We start from the raw sequence: 24,224 nt of genomic DNA, 5'->3' as shown, positions 1-24,224 counted from the left end.
TTATGTAGTTTGACGAGCAATTTTTTGAGCAATCAAATTCCCATGAAAGCGACCATTTTCTATAAAGATTTCATTTGCATTATTTCCTGCAGCGATGACACCGGCAATAAATAAATTTTGTACATTTGTTTCCATTGTTTCGGGATCGAATGTCGGTCTTCCTGTTTGTTCATCAATTTCGACGCCCATTTCACGGATGAAGCGGTGGTCAGGATGATAACCGGTCATTGCAAATACGATATCATTATCAATTGTTTCTTTTTGGCCGGCTATTTCGACAATGACTTCGTTTTCTCTAATTTCTTTCACTTCTGTATTAAAGTGCATCGTAATTTCTCCTTCTCGGACAAGACCTAAAAATTCCGGCAATACCCATGGCTTAATGCTGGCAGAATAATCATTGCCCCGATAGATAACCGTCACATGTGCACCTGCTTTATTGAGTTCCAATGCCGCATCAATTGCAGAGTTTTTCCCGCCGATCACTAACACATTCAAATCAAAAAACGGGTGTCCTTCTTTAAAATAATGATGAACTTTCGGCAAACTTTCTCCAGGTATATGCAAATAATTTGGATGATCGTAATAGCCTGTTGCAATGACTACATATGGTGTTTCATAGCTGTCTTTGTCTGTCTTGACATTGAATATTCCATGCACCTTTTTAACACTTTCCACTTTTTCAAAACGATTCACATGAAGTTTTTTTGCCTTCACCACTTCACGATAATAGACAAGCGCCTGATTGCGTTTTGGTTTTCGTTGTTCAATAATAAACGGTACATCACCGATAGCCAGTTTTTCACTCGTACTAAAAAAAGTTTGATGTGTCGGATAATTGTATATCGCATTGACAATATTACCTTTTTCGATAATGATTGGGGACAATCCGATATTTTGTAGTTCAATCGCTGCAGCTAATCCACAAGGACCTCCACCAACAATGATTGCTTCTACCTTTTGCATACTAACATCTCCTTATTCCAATTCCTATAGATCGCTATTCACTTATTCCAATTCCCCTTGCTCAAATTTAATTGTAATAAGATGACTTTCCGGTTTAGCACAGAGGCGCAACGGGACAAGAGTCGTACCATACCCATTGCTGACAAGTTCATAGCGGTTTTTGATTTTTTTAAAATATCCGTGTGGCTGCAATCCAAATTTCCCAAGGCGGATTTGCCCGCCATGTAAATGTGCTCCAATACTGAGCAGTGGCTGAAACTGCTTATGTACTTTGCCGAACAACTCCGGATTATGTGCAATGAAAACGGTGTTCTTTTCTTCACATTGCTCGATTGCACGCTGGATGTTCTGTTCTCCCGGGCGATATGAGACCGCGCTGACTGACACATCATTTTTACTTTCCAGCTTAACTGACCCATTCTCTATAATGCGAATATGATGGTCTGCAAGTAGTTGTCGCAGCTTTTGTTCACTGAATTCGATATCATTATTTCCCCATATAAAATAGGTAGGGCCCAGTTTTGTGAGCGTACGGATATTGTGAAGTACCGTTTCTTCAGATGTCCGGCGATCGACAAAATCTCCTCCTATGAGGACAGCCTCTATCTTTTGATCAATCGAATCAATCATTGCCTCATTAATTTTGCGCGCATGTGTATCCGATATGAAAAAAAGGTTGATTGTTTCACTCTCGCCTGTTGCCTTCACTTCATGTGAGTGGATATTATTTTCATGCCCTTCTTTATACATATAGAGAAGCACTAAAATACAAGCGATTCCAATAATACTTATTATGACCATACACGGTCCTCCAATTCAAAAAAGACTAATTATACAATAGCCTTTTTTAACGTTTTGATAACCATTAATTTAACATAGTGTTTATAAAGTTTGCTAAAATAATAAATTTCCTTCATAAAGAAAAAGACGACAGCCGGAACGGTTCGTCTTTTTACTAGTCGTTATACAAGATAGAAAAAATTATGGAACAATTACTAAAACCTGCCCCGTCGCAATACTGTCGGATGATAAATTGTTGGCAGCTTTTATTTTATTAACATATTCAGCACTACCATTGCCGTAGTACTTTAATGCAATACGATATAAATTGTCAGTCGATTGTACAGTATGTGTTTTTTGCTGTGCTTTAGCCGCTTCCTGAGCCGCTTTTTTCTTCGCTTCCTGCTCTTTAGCTTTAGCCGCTGCTACTTTCTGTGCTTCTTCCGCCTTTTTTATTTCTTCTGCTTCTTTTGCTGCTTTTTCTTTTGCGATTCGTGCTTCCGCCTTTTTCGCTTCTTCAGCAGCTAATTTTTCTTTTTCCGCTTTCACTTTCGCCTCATCCACTTCGGCTGTATTGTCATCCTTTTTTTCTTCGTCATCGTTAGTAGCAGATGGCTGTGTTTTCGGATCCTGCTTTTGAATCTCCACTACTAAGTCGTCCTTCTTATCCGCATTTACGTTTTCACTTGCAGATGTGTTCGGTTCATAGATCAACCACACATAAGCTAAAATAACTAAAGGAATAAAAATTAAGACAACTGTTAAAACCGTCATAATTGGGTTTGTTTGTTTTTTTCCGCTTTTCTTTCGATGTCGGCTAACACGTGACATTTTTGTACCTGACTCGTTATGTAGGTCAATCTCTTGACGATGCTCCTCTACCTTTTCCCGGTAATCTTCTTTTGTCATGGCCTGCACCCCTCCAACTACTAAAAATTATAACTTTATTATGACCAATTTCTACATAAAAGTAAACGGTTCGATAGTAGATTAAGAGTTTATTAACAATATTTTCTTAAGGCGATGTTGCCAATTTGTCATTTTAATCATAGTTTTTGAAATATCTCTCTCTTCCACAAGTTCAGAAATTTCAATTCCGCAGTTGGAACAACAATATTCCTGCTGCTTTGTTAATTGTTGACCAAAGTATTGAACTACTTGCTTACGCATACAATCCGAATGTTTAATAAGCTTTAATACGAGCTGAACTTCTTCATATTTCTTTATCTGTAAATTCATCATCCGGCTCTTTACTTCCTCAGCTGATTCACGTGCCAGCCAATAACTTAATACACGGAATACCACTTCTGACATTTCGCCATTTGCAAGCAATGACTGCGGCTGTTCCCCAGTGGCCATCACTTCAGTAAATCGGTCTACATGTATATTTTTCGGCAAATCTTCTGACGCAATAAACTTTGCAAATTGCTCATCTCCCTCACAATATAACAAAAAAGCAACTGCTTTCTTGCCATCTCGACCCGCCCGGCCAATTTCCTGCATATAATTCGATAACGTTGCAGGCATTGTTTCATGAATGACTTGACGGACGTTCTCTTTATGGACACCCATCCCAAATGCATTTGTCGCAACAATCCATTCAAGATGTCCCGCTAAAAATTGTTGCTGTATAAACTGACGGTCCTGTGCTTCCTTACCGGCATGATAAGCGGCCGCTGAAATATTTTGCTGTAAAAGCTGTAAACTGATTGCTTCTGCTTTTGAGCGGGATTGTGTATAAATGATGCCTGGACCGGCTGTATTTTTCACATGTTCAATAATCCATTCAATCTTTTCTTCACGCTCTGAAAACAACTTTTTTACTAAATGAATATTTTCCCTGTTTACAGCGTGTACGTAGTGAAAAGGTGATTTCATTTTCAGATAGGATTGAATATCTGCCAATACGGTATCTGTTGCTGTGGCAGATAACGCGAGTATAGGGGGACGGTTCGTTTCCGATAATATTTCGCCAATCCGTAAATAGTCCGGACGAAAATCAAACCCCCACTGTGAAATACAATGTGCTTCATCTGCAACAATCAACGAAAGTTCCATCTCCTGAATCCGCGCCTTTACTTGAGGCTGCAATAGCATTTCGGGAGAAGCGAAAATAAACCGGTACTCGCCCAAAAAGTGAAGTGCATATCTTTTCTGGTCCACCGTTAGAAATGAATTTAATGCAACAACCCGTTTTTCCCCCATTTGCTTTAGCTGATCCACCTGGTCTTGCATGAGCGATAAAAGCGGCGACACAATAAGTACCGGTTTTTCAAATAAATAGCCCGGCAGTTGGTAACATAGAGACTTCCCCATGCCGGTCGGTAAAATGGCAACAACATCTTTGCCATCCATAATATTTCTTATAATCTCTTCTTGCCCTGGCCGGAATGCATCATATCCGAAATATTGCTTTAAGGCACTTTGTAATTTCATGTAGGGGACGCTCCTTTCGCCAACGTTAGCCGCAATTGAAAATAGCTGAGTTGCGGTAGTAATTCCTTTAATGTTTTTAATCGTTTCGTATCGTAATTTTCGACTGCATCCAAAATTTGTTTCTGTTCTTCATTTGTTACAAATGGTTCGATTGAAAAGTTCGGTTCATTCATCGCAAGCTCGACAATATGATCTTCAATCGTACTCATTTTCAATCGTCGAATATGACTGATTTCTTCCAATGTTCTACCCGCTCTGTATAACTGGGCGGTTGAGTTGGTCGAAGCAGTCAATACTACTTCCACTCGTATATTTTGCATGATTTCATTTAATAGTGGGTATTGTGATTTTTCACGGTACAACTCATTTAACCAAGTATGCAATGCACTTATATAATGCAGCTGAACATCCATTTCCTGCATGTTATAGCCAAAAGCAAGTTGTTGCCACGTAAATCCGGGTTCATTATAGCCTGTCAGTCGATACATGAGTATATCTTTCATATTTTCTTCTATTGCGCTTTTGGACAAACTCGCCGTCATTTCGCTGTAAATCGCCTGTTGCAGGATGCCGTTCTGATAGTGGTGGCGTACTAAAAACTGGCGTACCCATTGCTGTGTCTGTTCGTTCTTTTCGATCGGTATAAATGCCTTTTTATGATGCTGCTGGTGTGACAGGCTTTGGATAATAAGCGCAAGTCTGCCGAAAAACACATGTTCATTGCCACGGTAATGCCAGCCATCAAAAGAAAGAGACAGCGGTTGTACCGCAAGTTGTTTTCCTTGTTCAGTCATTGTATAAAAACCGTTTTCTTCTATTATAATAATACTCTTGGCAAACATGAGATCAATTTGCTCATCAAATTTATGACGTGCTAGTTTTGGGAGCAGCCCAAAGTAGGAATATAAATTAAAGAGCCCTACATCATGAATTGTCTGACCCGACCGCTTACCCTTCAGTAGATGATATGCGGCGGAAACAGTACGTTCCTGTTGAAAAGTATGTAAAATTTTTAAAAGAATTTGTTGGATTAGCATATCAAATCCCCCATTTTAGTAGTATTAGGTTGAAAAGTACTGAAAACAGCATTAGAATAAGTAAGAGCTTTATGGAAACGAACGGATAAAGGAGAGGTAACAATGCCAAAATATACTATCGTAGATAAAGATACTTGTATCGCTTGTGGCGCTTGTGGCGCTGCTGCACCAGATATTTATGATTATGATGATGAAGGAATCGCTTTCGTTATTTTAGATGATAACATGGGTACTGCTGAAGTTCCAGAAGATCTACTAGAAGATATGCAAGATGCATTTGAAGGCTGTCCAACAGATTCTATTAAAGTTGCAGATGAAACATTCGACGGCGACTCGCTAAAATTCGAATAGTTTATAAACGAAACGATTCTTTTTCAAGGATCGTTTTTTATTTTGCCCTATTTTTCTCATTGCGCATCTAGAATTGAGATGTTATAGTTAATATTAGTAGTAGGTACTAATATTAACTAACTATTTTAGGGGTGTCATTATGGATTTATTACAATTAAAAGGGAAAAATATTGTCGTAATGGGTGTTGCCAATGAGCGCAGTATTGCTTGGGGCATCGCAAAGCGATTATTTGATGTTGGAGCAAATGTAATTTTCACATATCGGAAAGAACGTTCAAAAGGAAAAATCGAAAAGCTTTTAACAAATTACGAAGATCATAATGCAACAGTTATTGAATGTGACGTAAACAGCGACGAAAGCATTGAAAAAGCATTCAATCAAATTGGTGAGCAATTTAAAGTAATTCATGGCATTATCCACTCTGTAGCCTTCGCACATGCCGAAGACCTGCACAACCGATTCGTCGAAACAACTCGTGATGGCTATGCCTTTGCACAAGATACAAGTGCTTATTCGCTGATTGCTGTAACAAAAGCTGCAAAACCTTATATGACAGAAGGCGGCTCTATCGTAACGATGTCTTATTTAGGTGCACAGCGTGTGCTTGACGGCTACAATGTAATGGGCGTCGCTAAAGCAGCACTTGAAGCATCGATGCGCTATTTGGCAGCGGATGTTGGTGCAGAAAATATTCGTGTAAATGCGATTTCAGCTGGTGCTATCCGGACATTGGCAGCAAAAGGTGTGCCAAGTTTCAATCAGATCCTGCACAAAATCGAAGAAACATCTCCGTTAAAACGCAACACAAACCAGGAAGAAGTTGCTGACATGACGATCGTGATGTTAAGCCATCTATCCCGCGGTGTGACTGGCGAAACGATTTATATCGATAGCGGTTATAATATTATGGGTTAGTCCTGAGCGAATTCACTACCTCCCTTGTGAATTCGCTTTTTTCTATGGTAAAATATTGGAAAATACAGGTTTGGGAGGTTTTTCCAATGAAAAAGTATATTTCCGCATTGTTAATGGGTACTGTTTTAATAATAAGTTTCTCGTTTTCGACAATGGAAGTAGAAGGAGCTGCAAAAGTAAAAGCAGTCGCTTATAAAAATTGCACAGAATTAAACAAAGTTTACAAAGGCGGCGTATCAAAAGACGCAAAAACAACGAACAAAGGCGGAAAAACAAAATATAAACCATTCGTATCACCCGAACTTTATAAATTAAACGAGAAAAGTGACCGCGATAATGACGGCATTGCTTGCGAAAAATAGGAGTTGTGAAATAGATGAAAATTCTCGCTCACCGTGGTTACAGTGCCAAATATCCGGAAAATACGATGATCGCTTTTCTGGAAGCCGCAAAGTTGAATATTTGGGGAGTTGAATTTGATGTCCATTTAACAAAGGACAACCAGTTAGTCGTCATTCATGATGAATCAATCAACCGGACTTCAACGGGGAAAGGATTTGTGAAAGATATGACGCTGGAGGAATTGCAAACATTCGATTATGGCTTATGGTTTGCTCCGGAATTTGCGGGTCAAAAAATACCTACATTGGCGGAAGTACTGACAGTTTTCAAAGCGACCCCTTTCCAGATCAATATTGAGATTAAGTCAGACATTTTTGAATATCCAGGCATTGAAGCGCTCATTGCAAATGAAATACATGCCTTTGATTTAGTAGATCGGGTCATTATTTCTTCCTTTAATCATGAAAGCATTGCACGCTTCCAGCAAATCATGCCTAATGTGAAAACCGCATTGCTATTTGCTTCGCTTATTATGAACTTAGAGGAATATATAAAGAAGTTCAATACTGATGCTATACATATCCCCTATTATTACGGGATGCGATCCATTGTTCAGCAAGCCGTTAAGAACGGGATAATCGTCCGAGCTTATACAGTAAATGATGCCGCAATAGCCCGGCAAATGGAATCACTCGGCATCGATGCTGTTTTTTCTGATGTAGTAAACCTATGAAATAACTAAAACCTGTTTCAGAGAAATTCTTCTGAAAACAGGTTTTTATGTAAATATTTAGATTATTATTAGAAAAACGCTTTCAAAGAGCTAAAAATCGTGAAGTTCATTTTATCGTCAAACTTTAAAAGTTTTACTCGTTTTCACTCCCATCTCCTTTGAAGTCAGACGTCTGTTTACTGTATATTTATAGTAACAACTAACGATTCGGAGATGAAATTATGAATACGGAAATTTTGTCATTTGTAGAAAAAATGGAAGCAGCTTTACTTAATGATTTAGTCACAACAGACTCTTCTGACTTATATGAAATTGCAGTTGAAATGATTGCTCAGCATAAAGATTCTTATAAAAATATTTGCCAAGCGTATGAAGTAGTTAAGCATAACTTAGTAGGCTAAGCTATTTTAAAGTTAATACATGGTACATACTCTTTTGTACCCTAAAATAAAAATAAACTTTCCGCAATTTAGTGGAAGGCTTATTTTTTATTTTTCAATGTACTGTATAATGTCTGAGTTAAGACTTAATTTCATTAATTTTTACTTCTTTTGTTTTGTGTAGATTTACTATTTGACCGGTGTCCTTAACTTTAAATTCAATAAATGTGGCATAGTTCTGAATTTACATTTTGAAAGGTATTCTCGCAAAATTCGGCAAGAAGGCATTTTTAATTGAAGTAAACATGGATAGATCATTTTAATTTGGGAATACTCTTTTTTAATAGTATTTATTAATGACACTTTTAAAGGAGAGAGTTTAATGAAATTATTTAAAGGAATTCTTACAATGCCATTATTATTGGGATTATTGTATGCCTGTAACAATGAAGATGCCAATGTAGATAAGGATAAAGAAGTTATAGGAAATAATAGTGTGGTTGATGAAACAACGAATAATAATGCTACTAATAATACAGAAAATGAAGAAGATGAACGGACTGGAATAAAAGTTGCAGATGTAAATTATACTTTTACTGATTTTGATTTAGACGTAGAATATGCAGACCATAAATCATACGATGTTGAATATGAGAACGATGGAAACAATATTTATGCTGAACTAGATGATGATCTTAATGGTGTTAAATATAATGGCGATAAAGCCTACAACATTTTTGCCGATGCATTAAAACAACTTACATTTGATAAAAATACCAGTGATGAGGATGTTCGTAAAGAAGTTCTAAAGGCATTTGCTCTAGATGAAAATTATCAGTCATTTGAACTTGAAGTAAAATTCCAAAACGGTGAAGAAAAACATTATCATCATAATAAATAATTGTGCTAAGAGGGCTATTCTATAGAACTCTTCCCTATTAAGCAGAAAATCGAAATTGCATGGTGCAATTTCGATTTTTTGTGAACTGAAATTAGTTATGTCGTCGCCACTTCAATGTCACTTTTACTGAAATTCTTAATTACCTCTTTTCAGAAGCCAATGCCCCCAATTTCCCTATAAAACAAATGGTTAATCATTTATTCTTTATCAATTGGAGATTGAATATGATTCTCATATGTATCAATATACATATTTCCATTACCGGATAATACTGCGTATAATACATTACTTTGAACCAAGTTACGTTGCTTTAATTCAGAATGTAACCATTGTTCGGTTAAGTTATTCTGATCTAAATTCTGCTTCATTACTTCTCCATCCATAATTAGTTCAATTGGTAAATTAAATTCAGGGGTTATCGGTATCATTAAATCTTGTTTATTTACATTTCTAAATTGAGGCTTTTCTAATACTGTTAATGTCCCATTTGTCTCTATAATTGCAAATAATACCTCTTCGATATTAAAGACATCAGTTCGCCGATATAGCTCCTAAAGAAATTGTTGCAACAAAATCAAACATGGTCATTTGGGAAATCGTTTGTTTACCTAGTATTCGTATCCCTACTAGTAACAGTCCGAAAGAAGTAAACGACCTCAAAATTATCTCAAAATGTTCAAGCATTTTATACCTCATTTAACTTTTTTATACAGGTTTTACCATTCCCTTTTTTTCTAAATCTTAATTTTAAGGAAAGGTTCTTATTTGCTCGGTTTAGATGTTATTATTCTTAGTAATTTTATTTTAAGAAATAATTACAAATTAAAAAAGAGGGTCATTGATTCACCCTCTCAATACAAATCCAGACAGCATATTTATGATGTATATTAAAAACTCAAACTCTTTAACTTTATTAATTGTTTTGTTCCTTTGCCCTACCTTCTCTCCTTTTAATGAATAATATAAGAAGAGAAGGAGGGATTCTCATGGGATACTCAGGATATGGTAATTGCTATGGAGAATACAACAGTTCTAGCAATAACAATAGTTCAACATTCGTTCTAATCGTTGTACTTTTCATACTTCTGATTATTGTCGGTGCTTCTTTCATACAAAAAGAGTGTTAACAAATAAATAGTAAGTGCAAGGCACGATGGTCAATGCTTGTCACCTCACTAACGATTTTAGGATCACTTCCCCCCCAGTGATCCTTTTATAGTCCTTTCCTTAGATACATATTTACTTCACACTTACTCACTGAACAATTTTTCTTTTACCTATAAATTATTTATCAAAAGTTCTTTATTCTCACTAGTTACGTTACCTAACTCGTTTCATTTTCATATCATATTCTAATAATGTAATGCTAGCTTTACAAATTCAGATAAGAAAAGGGTGTTACAAATGGGTTGTAATTGTAGTAAATGTACAAGTGAATTAAGTTCTTACAATAATAAGAATCGTTGTAAAGGTTGTATCTGTGACCTATTAAGAGAATTAAGAAAAGGGACAGAAGTTGACGTTTTCTTATCAGGAGGTCAAATATTAGAAGATGTTGTTTTTAAAAGATTTGACCATAATCATTGCTGTGCAGTCTTCATTGATCCTACAACAGAACGTGGTTCAACACTTATCGTAGACTGTCAAAAAATTGATGCGATACGAATTGAAGCAGACTAAGTAATCAGAGGGCCACTTTCTTTAAGAAAGTGGCTTTTCTTCTGAATTCGATTTTCTCTACATTCTGTTTCAACTACTAAATCCACTGAACCACCAAAAGGCATATGGCTGACAATCCAATCCGTCATACTCCACTTACTACTCGGATAATGTTAAAACCTCGGAATTTCCATAACCCTCCCCCCTATAAACTCTTGCCAATTTATCGTCAAAGTCGTATTTATCATGCTAACTTGCCGTTAAATTCCCGGTAAAATAAGATAAATTGTAAATCCTTACTACCTGTAGATACGACAAAATTAATAGCAGTATAAATTTCATCTGCAAAATTTAAACTGCAATATTTTTTAAATGAAAATATACAAAAAAAAAGAGGAATCCTAATGTAAGGATCCCTCTTTTATGATTACATCATTAAAATTAAAGTTTTACGATGTTTGTAGCTTGTGGTCCACGTTGACCGTCTTCTACTGAAAACTCAACTTTTTGACCTTCTTCAAGAGTTTTGAAACCGTCGCCTTGAATAGCTGAGAAGTGAGCGAATACGTCAGAACCGCCTTCAACTTCGATGAAACCGAAACCTTTTTCTGAGTTAAACCATTTTACTGTACCTTGTGTCATTTAAATGACCTCCAATTAATTAAATTTAATAAGATCGCAATTCTTCCAAAAGAAAAAAATTCACATATTACAAAAAGTACCAACTAAACCACGAATACTTTTTGTAATAGGTGAATTTAATGTCTTGTAACTATCTCATTGACCTTAGTATATAGCAAAAAATTGCATTTGTCTACTATTAAAAACAACTTTATCTGCTTCTGCCTTTCTTACAATAGATGACCTGGATTTCCATTAATAATTTGCAATTACTAACTAATAATCATTTACTTACTTTTTGTAAGCATTTTATTTGCAATTATATTTTCGTGTTGGTTAATATAGGAGATGTATTACATAGAACTAGGAGGATTTTTTCATGGTATTACAAGCAAAAGAATTTCGAACTGCGGAGCACGACATTTCTGAAGTATTTTTAAATCGTTGGTCACCGCGCGCCTATGCAGACACACCTGTTGCAGAAGATGTATTAAACCGTTTATTTGAAGCAGCTCGTTGGGCTCCTTCAGCAGGCAATAACCAACCTTGGCGTTTTATCGTAGCGAAAACAGAAAAGGATTTAGCAAAGTTCCACCCTGTTTTAATGGAAGGTAACTTAGTATGGGCAAAACGTGCACCCGTTTTAGTATTAGTCGTTTCAGACAATACAAAAGGTTCACATGAGTTTGATTCAGGTACAGCATGGGGCTTCCTTTCACTTCAGGCAGCTAAAGAAGGATTAATCACTCATCCAATGAGCGGTATTTATAAAGATGTGGCGAAAGAAGCGTTTAACATTCCGGATACGTTTGATGTGCATTTAGCAATTGCTATTGGTTACAAAGGCGATAAAGAAATGCTCTCTCCTGAATTACAGGCACGTGAGACACCATCAGGCCGACGCCCATTAAATGAAATTGTATTTGAGGGTTCGTTTAAATAAGCAATAAAATGTATTGAAGTAACCGCATGAAGGAAGTACTCTTTCGTGCGGTTTTCTGTTGTCTTCATTTTGAAAGTATCGCATTTAAATTTTCAAGAGCGGCTTTTTGAGCATTTCCAGCAGCATTTCATATTCTTTATCCCCGATCGTATCTCTTACCATCTTTTCTATTTCCAGCTCCATCTTTTTGCTTTCATTAAAAATAATGATTCCCTTTTCGGTCAAATGAGCCATCTTTTGAACTTTCGACCCTTTTATTAATTCGGTCGTAATTAATTCCTTTTCTTGTAAGGAAGTCACAAATTTATGAACCCCTTGCTTTGAAATGTCCAATTGTTTAACTAATTCAGGTACTGTTACATAGCCCTCATATATGTTTTTCAGTACAAACCATTCCGAACTCGTTATATGAAGGTCATTATTTTCATTCCACATCATTTCAGCCATTTGGCGCAAATGTTTATGTTGGCGATACAATAATTCTATAAAGTCAATCATGGCTTTTTCCCTTCTTTCTATCAACATCATTCTTAAATATTCTCAAGCATCATACTAAAGGAAAAATATTAATTCAAGTTCACGATACTAATAGGACATTTAAGTCAACTTAGTTGACTTAAATGCAAAATTACTTTAAAATTAAATTTATAACTTTTTCCGGAGGCGTATATATGTATAAAATTGGTGACTTAACGTTTTATAAATCCCATGGTATTTGCCAGATTGAGGGCATTGTAGAACAAAACTTCACAGGAGAACCTATGCTTTACTATGTTATGCAATCAAAAATTAGACCGGGAGTAACACTATATCATCCAGTTGAAAGTAAAAACTCACAACTTGAAAAAATATTGAGCTATGATGAAGCAGTTCAAATTATGGATTGTTTCTCAAATGAACCAAGCGAATGGAACGACCGCAGCACAAACCGTCAAAGAAATCACGCAGAAATCTTAAGTGCGAACAATCATCTAGAAGCTGCCCAGTTAATGAATACTCTCCTAAGAAAAGATTTAGAATTACAAAAAGACGAGAAAAAAATAACATCCCAAGATTCACAAATTTTACAACAACTGTCAACGATTATATTAGATGTCCTGGAAATCGCGCTTAAAAAGCCAAAGGATACGATTGAAAAGGAAATTTACAAAAGAGTCCAAGGACCTACTACCTGATTTTCAAAATCAGCTTTCCTTATTAACGAGTTGAAGTAAATTCCGTTTACTTCAACAATACTCGTTACGGATTGATTTACCACTTTATACATAAAAAACACATTCAATTAAGGCGTTTGCTATTTTAATGCAAGCGTCTTATTTTCAATTCACTTTTAAGTCATTAGGTGAATTTTTTTGATTATTAGTTCACTTCCTTTGTTATCCAAAAACAGGTGCTGCAATCATATTTTTTTCATTTATAAATGAATTAAAACACTTTTAATGCTCATACTACCGTTGTATGAAATACACCTAATTTTGAAGGGAAGTGTAATGATGGGAATTTTAACAGGAAACCCGAAAGACGAACCGTTACATTATGGGGAAGTTTTCAATATTTGGACAAGTTTAGCTGCAGGGTACAGTATGATTGCCGGATATCAGACATTTTATAACCATGCCGGTGATCAGGACTTGAAAAAAATAATCGAAGACTTTATCCAATTTGCAAGAGATGAAGTTAAGCAATTAGAAAAAATTCTTAAATTAAATGGAGTTGGACTCCCTCCTGCACCACCGGAACGTCCTGAAGCACGTATTGAAAATATTCCGCCAGGAGCAAGATTCAATGATCCTGAAATTAGTGCCGCATTATCTGTAGATGTTGCTGCAGGTTTAGTAAGCTGCAGCCAGGCTATGGGTATGACAATGCGGGAAGATATCGGATTGATGTATGGTCAATTCCATACAGCAAAGGCACAGCTTGGGGCAAAGTTATTACGCTTAAACAAAGCAAAAGGCTGGCTAATCCCACCTCCATTGCATCTGCACCATCCGTTGCATTAATGAAAGAAAGTAATTAGTGCACAATATATTCAACTCGAATAGATATTTTTTCACTAAATATTATATTGCACTGTGATACAGATCCCCATTCACCATACAATCATTAACGCCATTTCTTATTAAAGAAATGGCGTTTTGCTTTTAAGTAGCAGGCTCTTAATAACCATAAGTTATATCAGAATAAAAAATAAGTATTTTTAATGATATAGAAATGCGTGTATATTTTACTTGTGCAAAAGATTAATTTTGCAGCACAAATAATCGAATTCAAATTACGATTTTTCAAATTCAGGACTTTTACTCAGTCTACTATTGCTTTTATAAAAACAGCCTTCGTCAAAATTGATTGACGAAGGCTTTTTATTATACAACTTCATGATAGTAAAGCGCATATAAATCATTCAATGTCACTTTGCCAAATGCAAAATCCATTACATTGTTATCCACCAAAAATTCAGTTAGCTCGCTTAACAGCATCGGTTCCGAACTAGGAAGATGCAGCAGTGTCATATCTGTAACGAGTGTTTGCTGCTCAATTAACGGATACTTTTCTTTCAGCAGCGCTTTTACGGATTCCTCCATATTTTTCACCCGCACTGTTTTGATTTTCGCCTGACTGAATCCTTCAATAATTTCATTCGTATCGACCAATTTGCCTCCATTGAACAGGAAAATCCGGTCGGCGTACTTTTCCAGATTATCGAGCAAGTGCGAAGCGATAATGATCATTTTCCCCTCGGCCTTTTTCTTCATTAAAATCTTAGAAATGATTTCAATATTATTCGGGTCGAGCCCGTTCATTACTTCGTCCATCATCATAATGTCTGTATTTGCTACAATTTGCATTGCAAAACAAAGACGCTGACGCATACCGAGTGAATAAGTACCCGTTTTTTTATTTACATAATGGCCCATATTCAGCGCTTCAATTGTTTCGTCGATCATTTTCGGATCGGACTTCCACATCGTTGCGAACATTTTTAAATGGGCACGACCGCTTAAATGGTTATATAAATCACTTTGATCCGGCATCATCGACACAAACTCGTGAATTTTCACCTCGTTTGATTTACTCGAATAGCTAAGATTACCGTTAAACGATACTTTCCCGCTTGTTGGCGGCAAATAGTTCATTATGACATTCATCAAAGTGGATTTTCCGGTTCCGTTTGGTGCAACTAGCCCGATCATCTCGCCCTGTTCAAACTTGATTGAAATATCGTTGAGTACTTTCTTTTCAGCAAACTGAACGGTAATATTTTCAATAGCAATCATCCGTTGTTCCCCCTATTTTACAAGCTTGAAACGTTTATTAAGTGAAATGAGCAGCGTAATTACCAATAGGACAACCGCGCATATTGTCAATAATAGCAGGCCGTATTGATAATCTACATTCTCACTTCCTAAATAATAGTTCTGATAACTAGACACAACTTTTCCGACATGTATATACGTTGTAGGTACTTTTTCCACTTCCCAAAAATACCCGATACCGCGGCTTAGATAAAACTTTTCGCCAAAAATGACTAATAGTCCGGCCGCCAAGTTCACCATTTCTTGGCGAAACAGTACACTGCTTAAAATCACAACATTGATAATGACAATAAACCATACAATCAGTAATGATAAAGACCGACCCAAAAACATGCCTAATGTCATTATATTAGCTAAACTCTCATTCCCCCATTGCAAGAAATTAAAAGCATACTCGGGTGATGGCAGTTTAAGATGGCCGAAACCTGATTGAGCCCCGATTATCATAAAACCAATAAGTAAAGGAACAAATAATGTGATACTGCCGATAAAAGCAACACATATTTTTACGAGCAGCTTCTTCCAGTCAGCAATCGGAAAACCTTTTAACAGCGACGGGTGACGACGATCCTTCGTCACAATATCGATCGCCAGTAATAAGGTACAAATAATTAATATTAAAGGAAGCGGGCCTTTCAGAAGTCGCTCAAACGTCTGCAATGCCGTACGTTGTTCAAAAACACCAATCGACAACTCGTAATTCGCCTCATTAAAAGCACCGTACCGGTAATGTTGATCCATCGCATTTAAAGCACCTTCCACATTTGCAAATTCCCTGTCTGCCACATAATATCGGTCATTATAGAAAAGGTGTTCATTATAAAAAGTCAAATAGTTCATTTGAACATACCAGGCGCTTGTTACTTCCGCATACTTTTTCAGATCATTTGCATCAAGGGCATCCATTCTTGCCTTATCCAGCGGGTTGATATCAGCAAAATCATAATATGCTCTAACTGATGTCGGATGTACTTCCCATAAATCCCTCTTACTTAAATCATCAATAAATTCCTGACGCGTTAAATAGCGGGCTTCAATTTCCTCCCGATCGACCTTTTCAATCGGATCATAGGCAGGTGCGATTTTAAATGCATAAAATATCGCAGCAAATGCCAAAAGAAAATAGATCGCCAAGTTTTTCTTATTCGTAAAAAACTGTTTCAGCTCAAATTTAAAATATCCGTACATTTCTTTTCCCCCCTAGGCCCTTTTAATTTTTCCTGTAGAGAAGAATGTTTTAATGACGAATAACATGATTAAAATACAAATACTCATAGTCAGTAATCCGATATTCATCGTTACATCCACAGGTCGCACTAAATCTAACGGCATTCCATTTAAAATTTCATTGAAGTTCATAAAATGGAACGGATTGTACGGGAATATACTAATAATTGAAGGGAAAATAATAGGTAAAAAGAATAGAATAAAATGAACAAACAATGTTAAATACATATTTTTCAGCAGAACATTTAAAATAATTGATAAGAGCATTACAAATATCGAGATGACGATCATGTAGACAATACATAGTACAATATAGTACACACTTGAAATTAATGCCGGCTCACCTAAATAAACGGCTACTTTTTCGGAACTATCTCCCAAACCATTAAATAACAATGGCGACGCGCTAATAAAGATGAGTACAATAAATGCAACAACATATAAAAAGGCAATGATACATTTGGATATCATATATTGGTCAAAACGAACAGGATAGCCTTTAATAATACTTGAATGCTCAAAATCATCCAGCAAAATCGAGCTCGTATAGAAGCTCATGAATATGTACCAGCCAACACCTACTAAACTAAAGAAATACAATAAAAATGGTATGTAATGAGATAAATCACTAATCGTATTTTTGCCCGATTCGTACATCGTTTTAAAATATAAATAGTTTAATGAATTTTGGAACTTGGAAGGCAGTAAATCCTCCACTTTTTCATACTCTTCCATCTCAAAAGCTTGTTGACGCAGTTCTGCAATACGGTAGGACGCCTCATAATACATAGGATAATTTTCTACAGTTAATGAGGCAATTTGTAAAGCGACGGCACTTTTTTGCTGTGTCAGATTTTTAAATAATTCACTGCCATCCCCGTCCCTTGAGGCATCCTGCACTTGGAACTTGGATAATACAGCACGCGAACTGTAGTAGTCGCCCCTTTTTTCATTGAGCTGATCCCCTACTGACTGTGCTTTAATAAAAAATATACAGCCGAACACAATGACGATCACAATGACGATCACTGCAAGTAACGCGACAATATTTTTTCGGTTGGAGCGTTCGATTAATAACCCTACTTTTAACGCCTGCAACATAGATAATCTCCCTCCCCTTCTATATATCGACATTGAAAACGTTTACAAACCTAAAGTTCAAAAACAGGTACTTTATTAGAATAATCTATCAATTAATAATTTTCAAACTAAAAGGTAAATTTTCAATAAAAAGGAAGAAAATCCTTCTAAATTCACTACTCTCCTTTAACTATTTCGTTTCATAACTGAAGTCAATATGAGATAAAATTATTTTTATATAATACACCTATTTTTTACAAAATTGTGAACTTTTTGTTTCTAACATGATTCGACACTGTATTATTTTGTAATAAGTTACGATGAATAAGCGCTGTTTTATTTAACTCAAAAATAGTAAAACATCGTAATACTTCAGAAAGGAATATAAATTTAGCAATGAGATTTTTATTTTTCAAAAAAATATTTAGACTAAGATTGAGAATAAGAATTGAATCTAAAAGAAAAGACATGTACAAAAAAGCAAATGATCTAGGATTCACACACCCTGAAGTAGTACATTGCAGTCAAGAGTTAGACGAATTACTTAATAAGTATTCGGATACTGCTGCATAACAATAGAGAGAATACATAAATAATGTCGCTCAGGTTCTGTACCTAGACCTGCCGTATTTATGTTTTGTTATTAAAAAAGCGTTGGAGCATAAGCCCCAACGCTTTCTTTTTATTATATTTTTGTATATACACAATTAAATACCGTCCGTGTTCATCAATACAATATGCCAGCCATCCGGATCCGCAATCGTCACACCTTTTTCTGCCCAATACGGATTTTCCGGTGGAACTTCATCGTATCCCATATTAGCGAGTCGAGACTGTACAGTTTGAATTTGTTTGACATTAGGCATATAAAAAACGAGCAAATTATCTCCCGTTGGTGCAGGACATGGACTTCCATCAACATGCTCAGTAAATTCCAGATGATACGATGCATCCGGTAAACCAATCATGATGCCGGTATATCCACGATGCCCTTTAAAGCCACCAAGCTTCTTAAGACCAAGACCTTCACAGTAAAAACGTTCGATTTGTTCTAATTGATCAGTTGGCCGTGCGATACGAAATTGTGCTACATGTAATGTTTCTGTCCACTGTTTCATTTACATCCCCTCCTTCTTCCATTTTAGATAGAAAAGGAGAAAAATACTCTACAACATAAGGATGAAATCAAGATCCTACATATCGTATATCTGTTAATATGAAAAACGCGTTGGAGCATGCAGCCCCAACGCTTTCCTCTTAGTACATCTTCATATATTGGTCACGTTCCCACTGTGTAACGGTTGTGCGGAACATATCAAACTCCACTTCTTTTGCTTCTTTAAAGTTTGCATAAATATGTTCACCTAACGCATCGATGATTACTTCATCTTTCGCTAAAGTACTTAATGCAGCATCCAATGAACCTGGTAAACTTGCAATACCATAAGCTGCACGCTCTTCAGCATTCATCACATAAATGTTACGATCAACCGGTGCTGGTGGCTCGATTTCATTTTTTACGCCATCCAATCCTGCAGCCAAAATAACAGCCATTGCTAAGTAAGGGTTTGCAGATGGGTCAACTGAGCGTAATTCAATACGAGTTGATAGACCGCGAGATTCCGGAATACGTACTAATGGTGAACGGTTTTTTGGTGACCATGCCACATAACAAGGTGCTTCGTAGCCAGGTACTAAACGTTTGTATGAGTTGACAGTCGGATTCGTCACCGCTGTAAATCCTTGAACATGCTTTAATACACCTGCTAAGAAATGTTTTGCCGTTTTTGATAACTGTAAGTCTTCCCCTTCATCCCAAAACGCATTTTTGCTTCCTTGGAATAATGATAAGTTGAAATGCATTCCTGAACCGTTCACGCCGAATAATGGTTTTGGCATAAATGTCGCATGTAAGCCATGTTTACGCGCAATTGTTTTTACTACTAATTTGAATGTTTGGATGTTATCGCATGCTTCCACCGCGTTGGCATATTTGAAGTCAATTTCGTGTTGACCCGGAGCAACTTCATGGTGCGATGCTTCAATTTCAAAGCCCATTTCCTCCAATTCCAATACGATATCGCGGCGGCAGTTTTCCCCTAAATCTGTCGGTGCCAAGTCGAAGTAGCCACCATCATCGTTCAACTCTAATGTCGGGTTGCCTTTTTCATCTAATTTAAATAAGAAGAATTCTGGTTCAGGTCCTAAGTTAAAGCTTGTAAAACCTAATTCCTCCATTTCTTTTAACATTCTTTTTAAGTTAGAGCGAGGATCCCCTTCAAAAGGAGAGCCGTCCGGACGGGCGATGTCACAAATTAGTCGGGCTACTTTCCCTTTTTCTGCAGTCCATGGGAAAATCATAAATGTATCTAGGTCCGGGCGCAAATACATGTCAGATTCTTCAATACGTACGAAGCCTTCAATTGAAGAACCGTCAAACATCATTTTGTTATCCAGTGCTTTGTCTAACTGACTTACCGGAATTTCAACGTTTTTAATTGTTCCTAAAATATCGGTAAATTGCAGACGAATAAATTTAACATTTTTATCTGCTACAATTTTCTTAATGCTTTCTTTCGTTGCTTTGCTTGTTCCATTCACCATTACATTTGCCATACTTCAACACTCTCCTTTTTAGTTGGTCCTACTCAGTTTTATATTGAAAGAAACGCGATAAATCGCCTTGACGTAGCGATGTTTTTTGCATGCGCTGTGCCTGCAGCATTTCTTCACGCAATATAGTCCGCAATTCTGTATCTGTCACGCGTACCACGTCAGGTTTCTTTACATACTCTTTCGATCTCATTGCAAATACCTTTTTGACACCCGCCATATTAATGCCCTGGTCGAGTAACTCTCTTATTTCCAGCAATGCATCAATATCATCAAGAGAAAACATCCGGCGATTCCCTTCTGATCTGGCAGGGACGATTAGTTCATGTTCCTCATAATAGCGAATTTGTCTGGCCGTTAATTCCGTCAATTGCATAACCATGCTAATCGGCAGTAACGGCATAGCTCTTCGAAACTCTCGACTCATTATCTCGCCTCCCTCTTCTTACCATTTACTTTAAACTAATGTAATATCCCTTGTCAATTCAATGTTATAAAAACTAACATACGTTTTTTAGAACGATCTTATCGCATAATTCGAACATTCCCTTAAATGGTTTTTTAATCCATGTTACGTTTCAGTACATATCCCGTAATTAAATGACGTAAAATTTCATTACTATATACATTGATGCTATTTTTTTTGCAAAAAAGTTGGTTAATTTACTCGTTGAAAAGTCATCTGGCCGAAATTCATGTATAATTATTACCATGCAAATTGAGGGGGAATTTTATGTCGAAGCAAGACATCGCAAAGTCAATCGGACAAAAAATCATTGTTATTATTGGCGGTTTAATCGCCGCTTATGGATTAGAAGCAGTATTAATACCAAATAACGTATCGGATGGCGGAATTACGGGGATTAGTATCGTTATTTCTCAGCTAACGCCAATATCATTAGGCCTGCTGATCGCCTTACTAAACATCCCGTTTATTTATTTAGGATATAAACAAATCGGAAAAACATTTGCTATCAATTCTGTTATCGGGATTGCATCATTAGCAATCGGTACTTCGCTTATGCACCATGTACCAACAATCATTACTGGCGATGCGTTGCTTATTACAGTTGTAGGGGGGATCATTTTAGGTATCGGTATGGGTTTAGCACTCCGCAATGGTGGGGCTCTCGACGGGATAGACATGCTTGCTGTGTTACTTTCCAGAAAACTCCCTTTTGGTACAAGTGATCTCATTCTATTTTTAAACTTTTTCGTTTTCATTATCGTTTCGTTTGTTTTCGGATTCAAAGGTGCCTTGCTATCAGCAATTGCGTACTATATTGCATCGAAAGTTATCATAATTGTAGAAGAAGGACTAAGCGGCTCTAAAACATACAAAATTATTACGAACGAGCCACTTAAAATGGTCGAAACGATCCGGGACCGCTTAGGACGAAGCGCCACATTCAATACGGTATACGGTGCTTACTCGCATCAGGAGTTCCAAGAAATCACTTGTGTAATTAACCGAATGGAGGAAAGCAAAATAAAAGGAATCATTCGTGAAATCGATCCGAATGCCTTTGTGACGGTGTACGAAGTAGTCGAAGTTAAAGGAGGAAACTTCAAAAAGCAAAATATCCACTAAAACAGAAAACGGGTGTGTAAAAGGAAATTTTTCCTCTTACACACCCATTTTTTTAATTCGTATTTACTTCACCGCTGCGATTCGGAATACATAATCCGATAACAGCTCCAACTACAGCCGGTACAATCCATCCTAAGCCAATTGAATAAAGCGGCAAGTAGTCCGCATAGATCGTTGAAATAGATGACAACAAACTTACTTCAAATGCCGGTACACTACCGATCAATGCATTGTATCCATCAATTATACTAATAAAGAATACCAGCACAATCGCACCTGTAAATACAGGTTTTTTATAGTGAAACAACGGTCCTAAAAGTGCCAGGATTATTAACACAATTGCCAGCGGGTAAAGGAACATCAACACCGGAACCGCATATGTAATAATATTCGTTAACCCAAAGTTCGCAATGATAAAAGAAACAGCACATAGCATCACTACAAATGTTTTATAGCTGATTTTCGGAAACACTTCATGGAAAAACTCACTGCATGAAGTAATGAGCCCAATACTTGTTTTCAAACATGCAAGTACAATAATAATCGCCAACAAAATCGCACCGTATGAGCCGAAGTAATGATCAGCTACAGCCGCAAAAATTTGCCCGCCATTTTCAAATGTACCAATAGCGGTTACACTTGATGCTCCCATGTAAGCAATCAGACCGTATATTAGCATCATTAATGCCATTGCAAAAATACCCGATTTCCAAGTCGCTTTTGCAATTTCTTTTTTATCTGTAATACCTGTCCGTTTAATCGCATGGATGACTACAATACCGAACGCAAGTGAAGCAAGTGCATCCATCGTATTATAGCCTTCTTTAAATCCTGTCATAAACGCCTCGTTAATATAAGTCCCAGCAGGCTCAACAAATTTCCCCATCGGAGAAAATAGACTAATTCCGATTAATACAAATAAAAATATTAAAAAGGCTGGCGTTAAATATTTTCCGATAATGTCCATTATTTTCGCCGGATTTAACGAAAAGTAAAAAACTATCGTGAAGAAAATAAAACTGAATACTGCTAGCCACAATGTTGCCTGCGAAGGATCGATAAACGGTTCAAATCCAACGACAAACGGCACGGTTGCTGTACGTGGAATTGCAAAAAACGGCCCGATTGTTAAATATAAAGCCAATGCAAAAAACAATCCAAACACCGGATGTACTTTACTTGCCAAATCACGCAATCCATTACTTCCCGACAATCCGATTGCCAGAATTCCTAAAAACGGCAAACCAATTGCCGTAACTAAAAAGCCAATTAGCGCAAACCAATAATTCGTTCCTGCCAATTGCCCCATTTGAATCGGAAATATTAAATTTCCCGCTCCAAAAAACATACCAAACAGCATCGTTCCGATTACTGCATAGGTTGAAAATGGTATTTTTTTGTCCATCATATTCTCTCCCAAGATGTCATTTCATGGTGTTTTAATGAAACGTCCTAATTTTCTTAACAATGTACAATATCATATCAGCCCTATAACAGAATGACAATAGTAATAGTAAATATAAAAGGAGCGGTGTCATAAAGTTAACACTTTTACGACATCGCTCCAAATTTTATTATTTAATTAAGCTAAATATTGTCGGCGCTGATTTTCAATCCATACACGCATTGTACGGTAAAGCATCGTCACGACAACAATCATCATAATTCCTTTAACAATATTAAATGGTAAAATACCCAGTACGATCGTTTCGTACATATTATATTCGAAGCCTAGTAAGTACGTATACAGCGGTAAGAACGCCACATAATTTAATGCTGCCATTCCTAGTGACATAACAACCGTAGAAACAACTAAGCCAGTCATTAACCCTTTTGCAGAAGGGAATTTTTTATAAATATAGTAAGCTGGTAAAATGAATAATACACCTGTAGCAAAGTTTGCCATATGACCTACCGGAATCCCTTCAGGAGCCCCTGTGTAAATCCAGTCAAGCACATTTTTGACAAGTTCAACTAGAATACCCGCAACAGGACCCATTGTAATCGCCGCAATCAATGCTGGCACATCACTGAAATCAATTTGTAAAAACACTGGGAACCATGGTAGTGGGAAGTTTAACAACATTAGAACAAATGAAACTCCACTCAGCATTGCGATTGTTACGAATGATCGTAACTTTAAACTTCTTTTTTGCATATAAATCTCTCCTCTTTGCTGATTCCATCTCGCAAGAAGAAAGGACGTATCAAATCATTTCATGAAAAAACCCTTATACTCAAATAGAGCATAAGGGAGAAATAGGCACACTTAAATAAAGGGTCTATCAGTGCATTTGCAGCAATTCCTGATTTTTGTATACGAAAAAATAT

The 24,224-nt window shown here is 36.6% G+C and carries 28 protein-coding genes and 1 pseudogene; 13 read left to right on the top strand and 16 right to left on the bottom strand.

All coding sequences use genetic code 11. The features are described from left to right. The 5 genes from MHH44_RS07015 to MHH44_RS06995 all read right to left on the bottom strand — a co-directional run bounded on the left by MHH44_RS07015 (nt 1) and on the right by MHH44_RS06995 (nt 5,219). Entirely contained in the window at nt 1–966 is a 966-nt protein-coding gene (locus MHH44_RS07015; RefSeq protein WP_340798141.1) for a YpdA family putative bacillithiol disulfide reductase, read from the bottom strand. 42 nt (nt 967–1,008) lie between these two features. Next, nucleotides 1,009–1,767 (bottom strand): metallophosphoesterase, encoded by a 759-nt coding sequence (locus MHH44_RS07010; RefSeq protein WP_340798140.1) that lies wholly within the window; start codon nt 1,765–1,767, stop codon nt 1,009–1,011. 180 nt (nt 1,768–1,947) lie between these two features. Further along, nucleotides 1,948–2,655: a LysM peptidoglycan-binding domain-containing protein gene (locus tag MHH44_RS07005; RefSeq protein WP_340798139.1), complete on the bottom strand. Its 708-nt coding sequence runs from the start codon at nt 2,653–2,655 to the stop codon at nt 1,948–1,950. An 81-nt stretch (nt 2,656–2,736) separates the two neighbouring features. Continuing rightward, nucleotides 2,737–4,182 (bottom strand): RecQ family ATP-dependent DNA helicase, encoded by a 1,446-nt coding sequence (locus MHH44_RS07000; RefSeq protein ID WP_340798137.1) that lies wholly within the window; start codon nt 4,180–4,182, stop codon nt 2,737–2,739. Continuing rightward, a complete protein-coding gene (locus tag MHH44_RS06995) occupies nt 4,179–5,219 on the bottom strand; it encodes a helix-turn-helix domain-containing protein (RefSeq protein ID WP_340798136.1) in 1,041 nt (346 codons plus the stop codon). The genes MHH44_RS07000 and MHH44_RS06995 overlap by 4 nt, the downstream gene beginning before the upstream one ends. A gap of 102 nt (nt 5,220–5,321) precedes the next feature. On the opposite strand from MHH44_RS06995, the gene MHH44_RS06990 reads away from it, so the two are divergent. The 6 genes from MHH44_RS06990 to MHH44_RS06965 all read left to right on the top strand — a co-directional run bounded on the left by MHH44_RS06990 (nt 5,322) and on the right by MHH44_RS06965 (nt 8,842). After that, on the top strand, nt 5,322–5,570 hold the full coding sequence (locus tag MHH44_RS06990) for a ferredoxin (protein WP_008404945.1): 249 nt from the start codon (nt 5,322–5,324) through the stop codon (nt 5,568–5,570). A gap of 136 nt (nt 5,571–5,706) precedes the next feature. Continuing rightward, nucleotides 5,707–6,486 (top strand): enoyl-ACP reductase FabI, encoded by a 780-nt coding sequence (locus MHH44_RS06985; RefSeq protein ID WP_269454591.1) that lies wholly within the window; start codon nt 5,707–5,709, stop codon nt 6,484–6,486. Between the two features lie 86 nt (nt 6,487–6,572). Next, nucleotides 6,573–6,848: an excalibur calcium-binding domain-containing protein gene (locus tag MHH44_RS06980; RefSeq protein WP_340798135.1), complete on the top strand. Its 276-nt coding sequence runs from the start codon at nt 6,573–6,575 to the stop codon at nt 6,846–6,848. A 14-nt stretch (nt 6,849–6,862) separates the two neighbouring features. Continuing rightward, nucleotides 6,863–7,561 carry a glycerophosphodiester phosphodiesterase gene (locus tag MHH44_RS06975; RefSeq protein WP_340798134.1) on the top strand — a complete coding sequence of 233 codons (699 nt, stop codon included), beginning with the start codon at nt 6,863–6,865 and terminating at the stop codon, nt 7,559–7,561. 221 nt (nt 7,562–7,782) lie between these two features. After that, nucleotides 7,783–7,962, top strand: a complete 180-nt coding sequence (locus MHH44_RS06970; protein WP_008404951.1) for a hypothetical protein — start codon at nt 7,783–7,785, stop codon at nt 7,960–7,962. A 361-nt stretch (nt 7,963–8,323) separates the two neighbouring features. After that, on the top strand, nt 8,324–8,842 hold the full coding sequence (locus MHH44_RS06965; protein ID WP_340798133.1) for a YusW family protein: 519 nt from the start codon (nt 8,324–8,326) through the stop codon (nt 8,840–8,842). A gap of 197 nt (nt 8,843–9,039) precedes the next feature. Here MHH44_RS06965 and MHH44_RS06960 read toward each other — a convergent pair. Next, nucleotides 9,040–9,526, bottom strand: a pseudogene (locus MHH44_RS06960) (DUF421 domain-containing protein). Nucleotides 9,527–9,828: 302 nt separating this feature from the next. Between MHH44_RS06960 and MHH44_RS06955 the strand changes: the two are divergent. After that, on the top strand, nt 9,829–9,969 hold the full coding sequence (locus MHH44_RS06955) for a YjcZ family sporulation protein (protein WP_340798132.1): 141 nt from the start codon (nt 9,829–9,831) through the stop codon (nt 9,967–9,969). 277 nt (nt 9,970–10,246) lie between these two features. Further along, on the top strand, nt 10,247–10,522 hold the full coding sequence (locus tag MHH44_RS06950; protein WP_340798131.1) for a hydrolase: 276 nt from the start codon (nt 10,247–10,249) through the stop codon (nt 10,520–10,522). Between the two features lie 420 nt (nt 10,523–10,942). On the opposite strand, the gene MHH44_RS06945 is transcribed toward MHH44_RS06950, so the two are convergent. Further along, complete coding sequence (locus MHH44_RS06945) at nt 10,943–11,143, bottom strand: cold-shock protein (RefSeq protein ID WP_008404960.1); 201 nt, start codon at nt 11,141–11,143, stop codon at nt 10,943–10,945. 358 nt (nt 11,144–11,501) lie between these two features. On the opposite strand from MHH44_RS06945, the gene MHH44_RS06940 reads away from it, so the two are divergent. After that, complete coding sequence (locus tag MHH44_RS06940; RefSeq protein WP_340798130.1) at nt 11,502–12,065, top strand: nitroreductase family protein; 564 nt, start codon at nt 11,502–11,504, stop codon at nt 12,063–12,065. 84 nt (nt 12,066–12,149) lie between these two features. Here MHH44_RS06940 and MHH44_RS06935 read toward each other — a convergent pair whose 3' ends face one another. Beyond that, entirely contained in the window at nt 12,150–12,563 is a 414-nt protein-coding gene (locus tag MHH44_RS06935) for a MarR family winged helix-turn-helix transcriptional regulator (protein WP_008404964.1), read from the bottom strand. Between the two features lie 173 nt (nt 12,564–12,736). On the opposite strand from MHH44_RS06935, the gene MHH44_RS06930 reads away from it, so the two are divergent. Both MHH44_RS06930 and MHH44_RS06925 read left to right on the top strand, forming a co-directional pair. Further along, nucleotides 12,737–13,240: a CarD family transcriptional regulator gene (locus MHH44_RS06930; protein WP_008404966.1), complete on the top strand. Its 504-nt coding sequence runs from the start codon at nt 12,737–12,739 to the stop codon at nt 13,238–13,240. Between the two features lie 318 nt (nt 13,241–13,558). Then, entirely contained in the window at nt 13,559–14,068 is a 510-nt protein-coding gene (locus tag MHH44_RS06925; protein WP_340799488.1) for a DUF3231 family protein, read from the top strand. Between the two features lie 363 nt (nt 14,069–14,431). Here MHH44_RS06925 and MHH44_RS06920 read toward each other — a convergent pair whose 3' ends face one another. From MHH44_RS06920 to MHH44_RS06910, 3 genes are read right to left on the bottom strand one after another with little or no spacing between them, the layout of a single operon-like run. After that, entirely contained in the window at nt 14,432–15,343 is a 912-nt protein-coding gene (locus MHH44_RS06920) for an ABC transporter ATP-binding protein (protein ID WP_014824331.1), read from the bottom strand. 12 nt (nt 15,344–15,355) lie between these two features. Continuing rightward, nucleotides 15,356–16,570, bottom strand: coding sequence for an ABC transporter permease (locus MHH44_RS06915; RefSeq protein WP_340798129.1), 1,215 nt, complete (start codon nt 16,568–16,570; stop codon nt 15,356–15,358). A 12-nt stretch (nt 16,571–16,582) separates the two neighbouring features. Further along, nucleotides 16,583–17,710 carry an ABC transporter gene (locus MHH44_RS06910; RefSeq protein WP_340798128.1) on the bottom strand — a complete coding sequence of 376 codons (1,128 nt, stop codon included), beginning with the start codon at nt 17,708–17,710 and terminating at the stop codon, nt 16,583–16,585. 375 nt (nt 17,711–18,085) lie between these two features. Between MHH44_RS06910 and MHH44_RS06905 the strand changes: the two genes are divergently transcribed. Continuing rightward, the gene (locus tag MHH44_RS06905) at nt 18,086–18,262 is read left to right on the top strand and encodes an aspartyl-phosphate phosphatase Spo0E family protein (RefSeq protein ID WP_014824333.1); all 177 of its coding nucleotides are present in this window, start codon (nt 18,086–18,088) and stop codon (nt 18,260–18,262) included. A gap of 134 nt (nt 18,263–18,396) precedes the next feature. Here the strand turns inward: MHH44_RS06905 and MHH44_RS06900 are convergent, their stop codons facing one another. The 3 genes from MHH44_RS06900 to MHH44_RS06890 all read right to left on the bottom strand — a co-directional run bounded on the left by MHH44_RS06900 (nt 18,397) and on the right by MHH44_RS06890 (nt 20,729). Next, on the bottom strand, nt 18,397–18,807 hold the full coding sequence (locus tag MHH44_RS06900; protein WP_340798127.1) for a VOC family protein: 411 nt from the start codon (nt 18,805–18,807) through the stop codon (nt 18,397–18,399). A gap of 139 nt (nt 18,808–18,946) precedes the next feature. Continuing rightward, the gene (glnA, locus tag MHH44_RS06895; protein WP_173364558.1) at nt 18,947–20,293 is read right to left on the bottom strand and encodes a type I glutamate--ammonia ligase; all 1,347 of its coding nucleotides are present in this window, start codon (nt 20,291–20,293) and stop codon (nt 18,947–18,949) included. Nucleotides 20,294–20,333: 40 nt separating this feature from the next. After that, nucleotides 20,334–20,729, bottom strand: a complete 396-nt coding sequence (locus MHH44_RS06890) for a MerR family transcriptional regulator (protein WP_008408113.1) — start codon at nt 20,727–20,729, stop codon at nt 20,334–20,336. 306 nt (nt 20,730–21,035) lie between these two features. On the opposite strand from MHH44_RS06890, the gene MHH44_RS06885 reads away from it, so the two are divergent. After that, complete coding sequence (locus tag MHH44_RS06885; protein WP_014824336.1) at nt 21,036–21,893, top strand: YitT family protein; 858 nt, start codon at nt 21,036–21,038, stop codon at nt 21,891–21,893. A gap of 52 nt (nt 21,894–21,945) precedes the next feature. On the opposite strand, the gene brnQ is transcribed toward MHH44_RS06885, so the two are convergent. After that, a complete protein-coding gene (brnQ, locus tag MHH44_RS06880; RefSeq protein ID WP_340798126.1) occupies nt 21,946–23,298 on the bottom strand; it encodes a branched-chain amino acid transport system II carrier protein in 1,353 nt (450 codons plus the stop codon). A 177-nt stretch (nt 23,299–23,475) separates the two neighbouring features. Further along, nucleotides 23,476–24,051, bottom strand: coding sequence for an ECF transporter S component (locus MHH44_RS06875; protein WP_014824338.1), 576 nt, complete (start codon nt 24,049–24,051; stop codon nt 23,476–23,478). Nucleotides 24,052–24,224: the final 173 nt, after the last annotated feature.

The sequence above is a fragment of the Solibacillus sp. FSL K6-1126 genome (assembly GCF_038003445.1).
Lineage (GTDB): Bacteria > Bacillota > Bacilli > Bacillales_A > Planococcaceae > Solibacillus > Solibacillus silvestris.
Note: the sequence above shows the minus strand (reverse complement) of the source record. Positions and strands in the feature narration are given on the sequence as shown.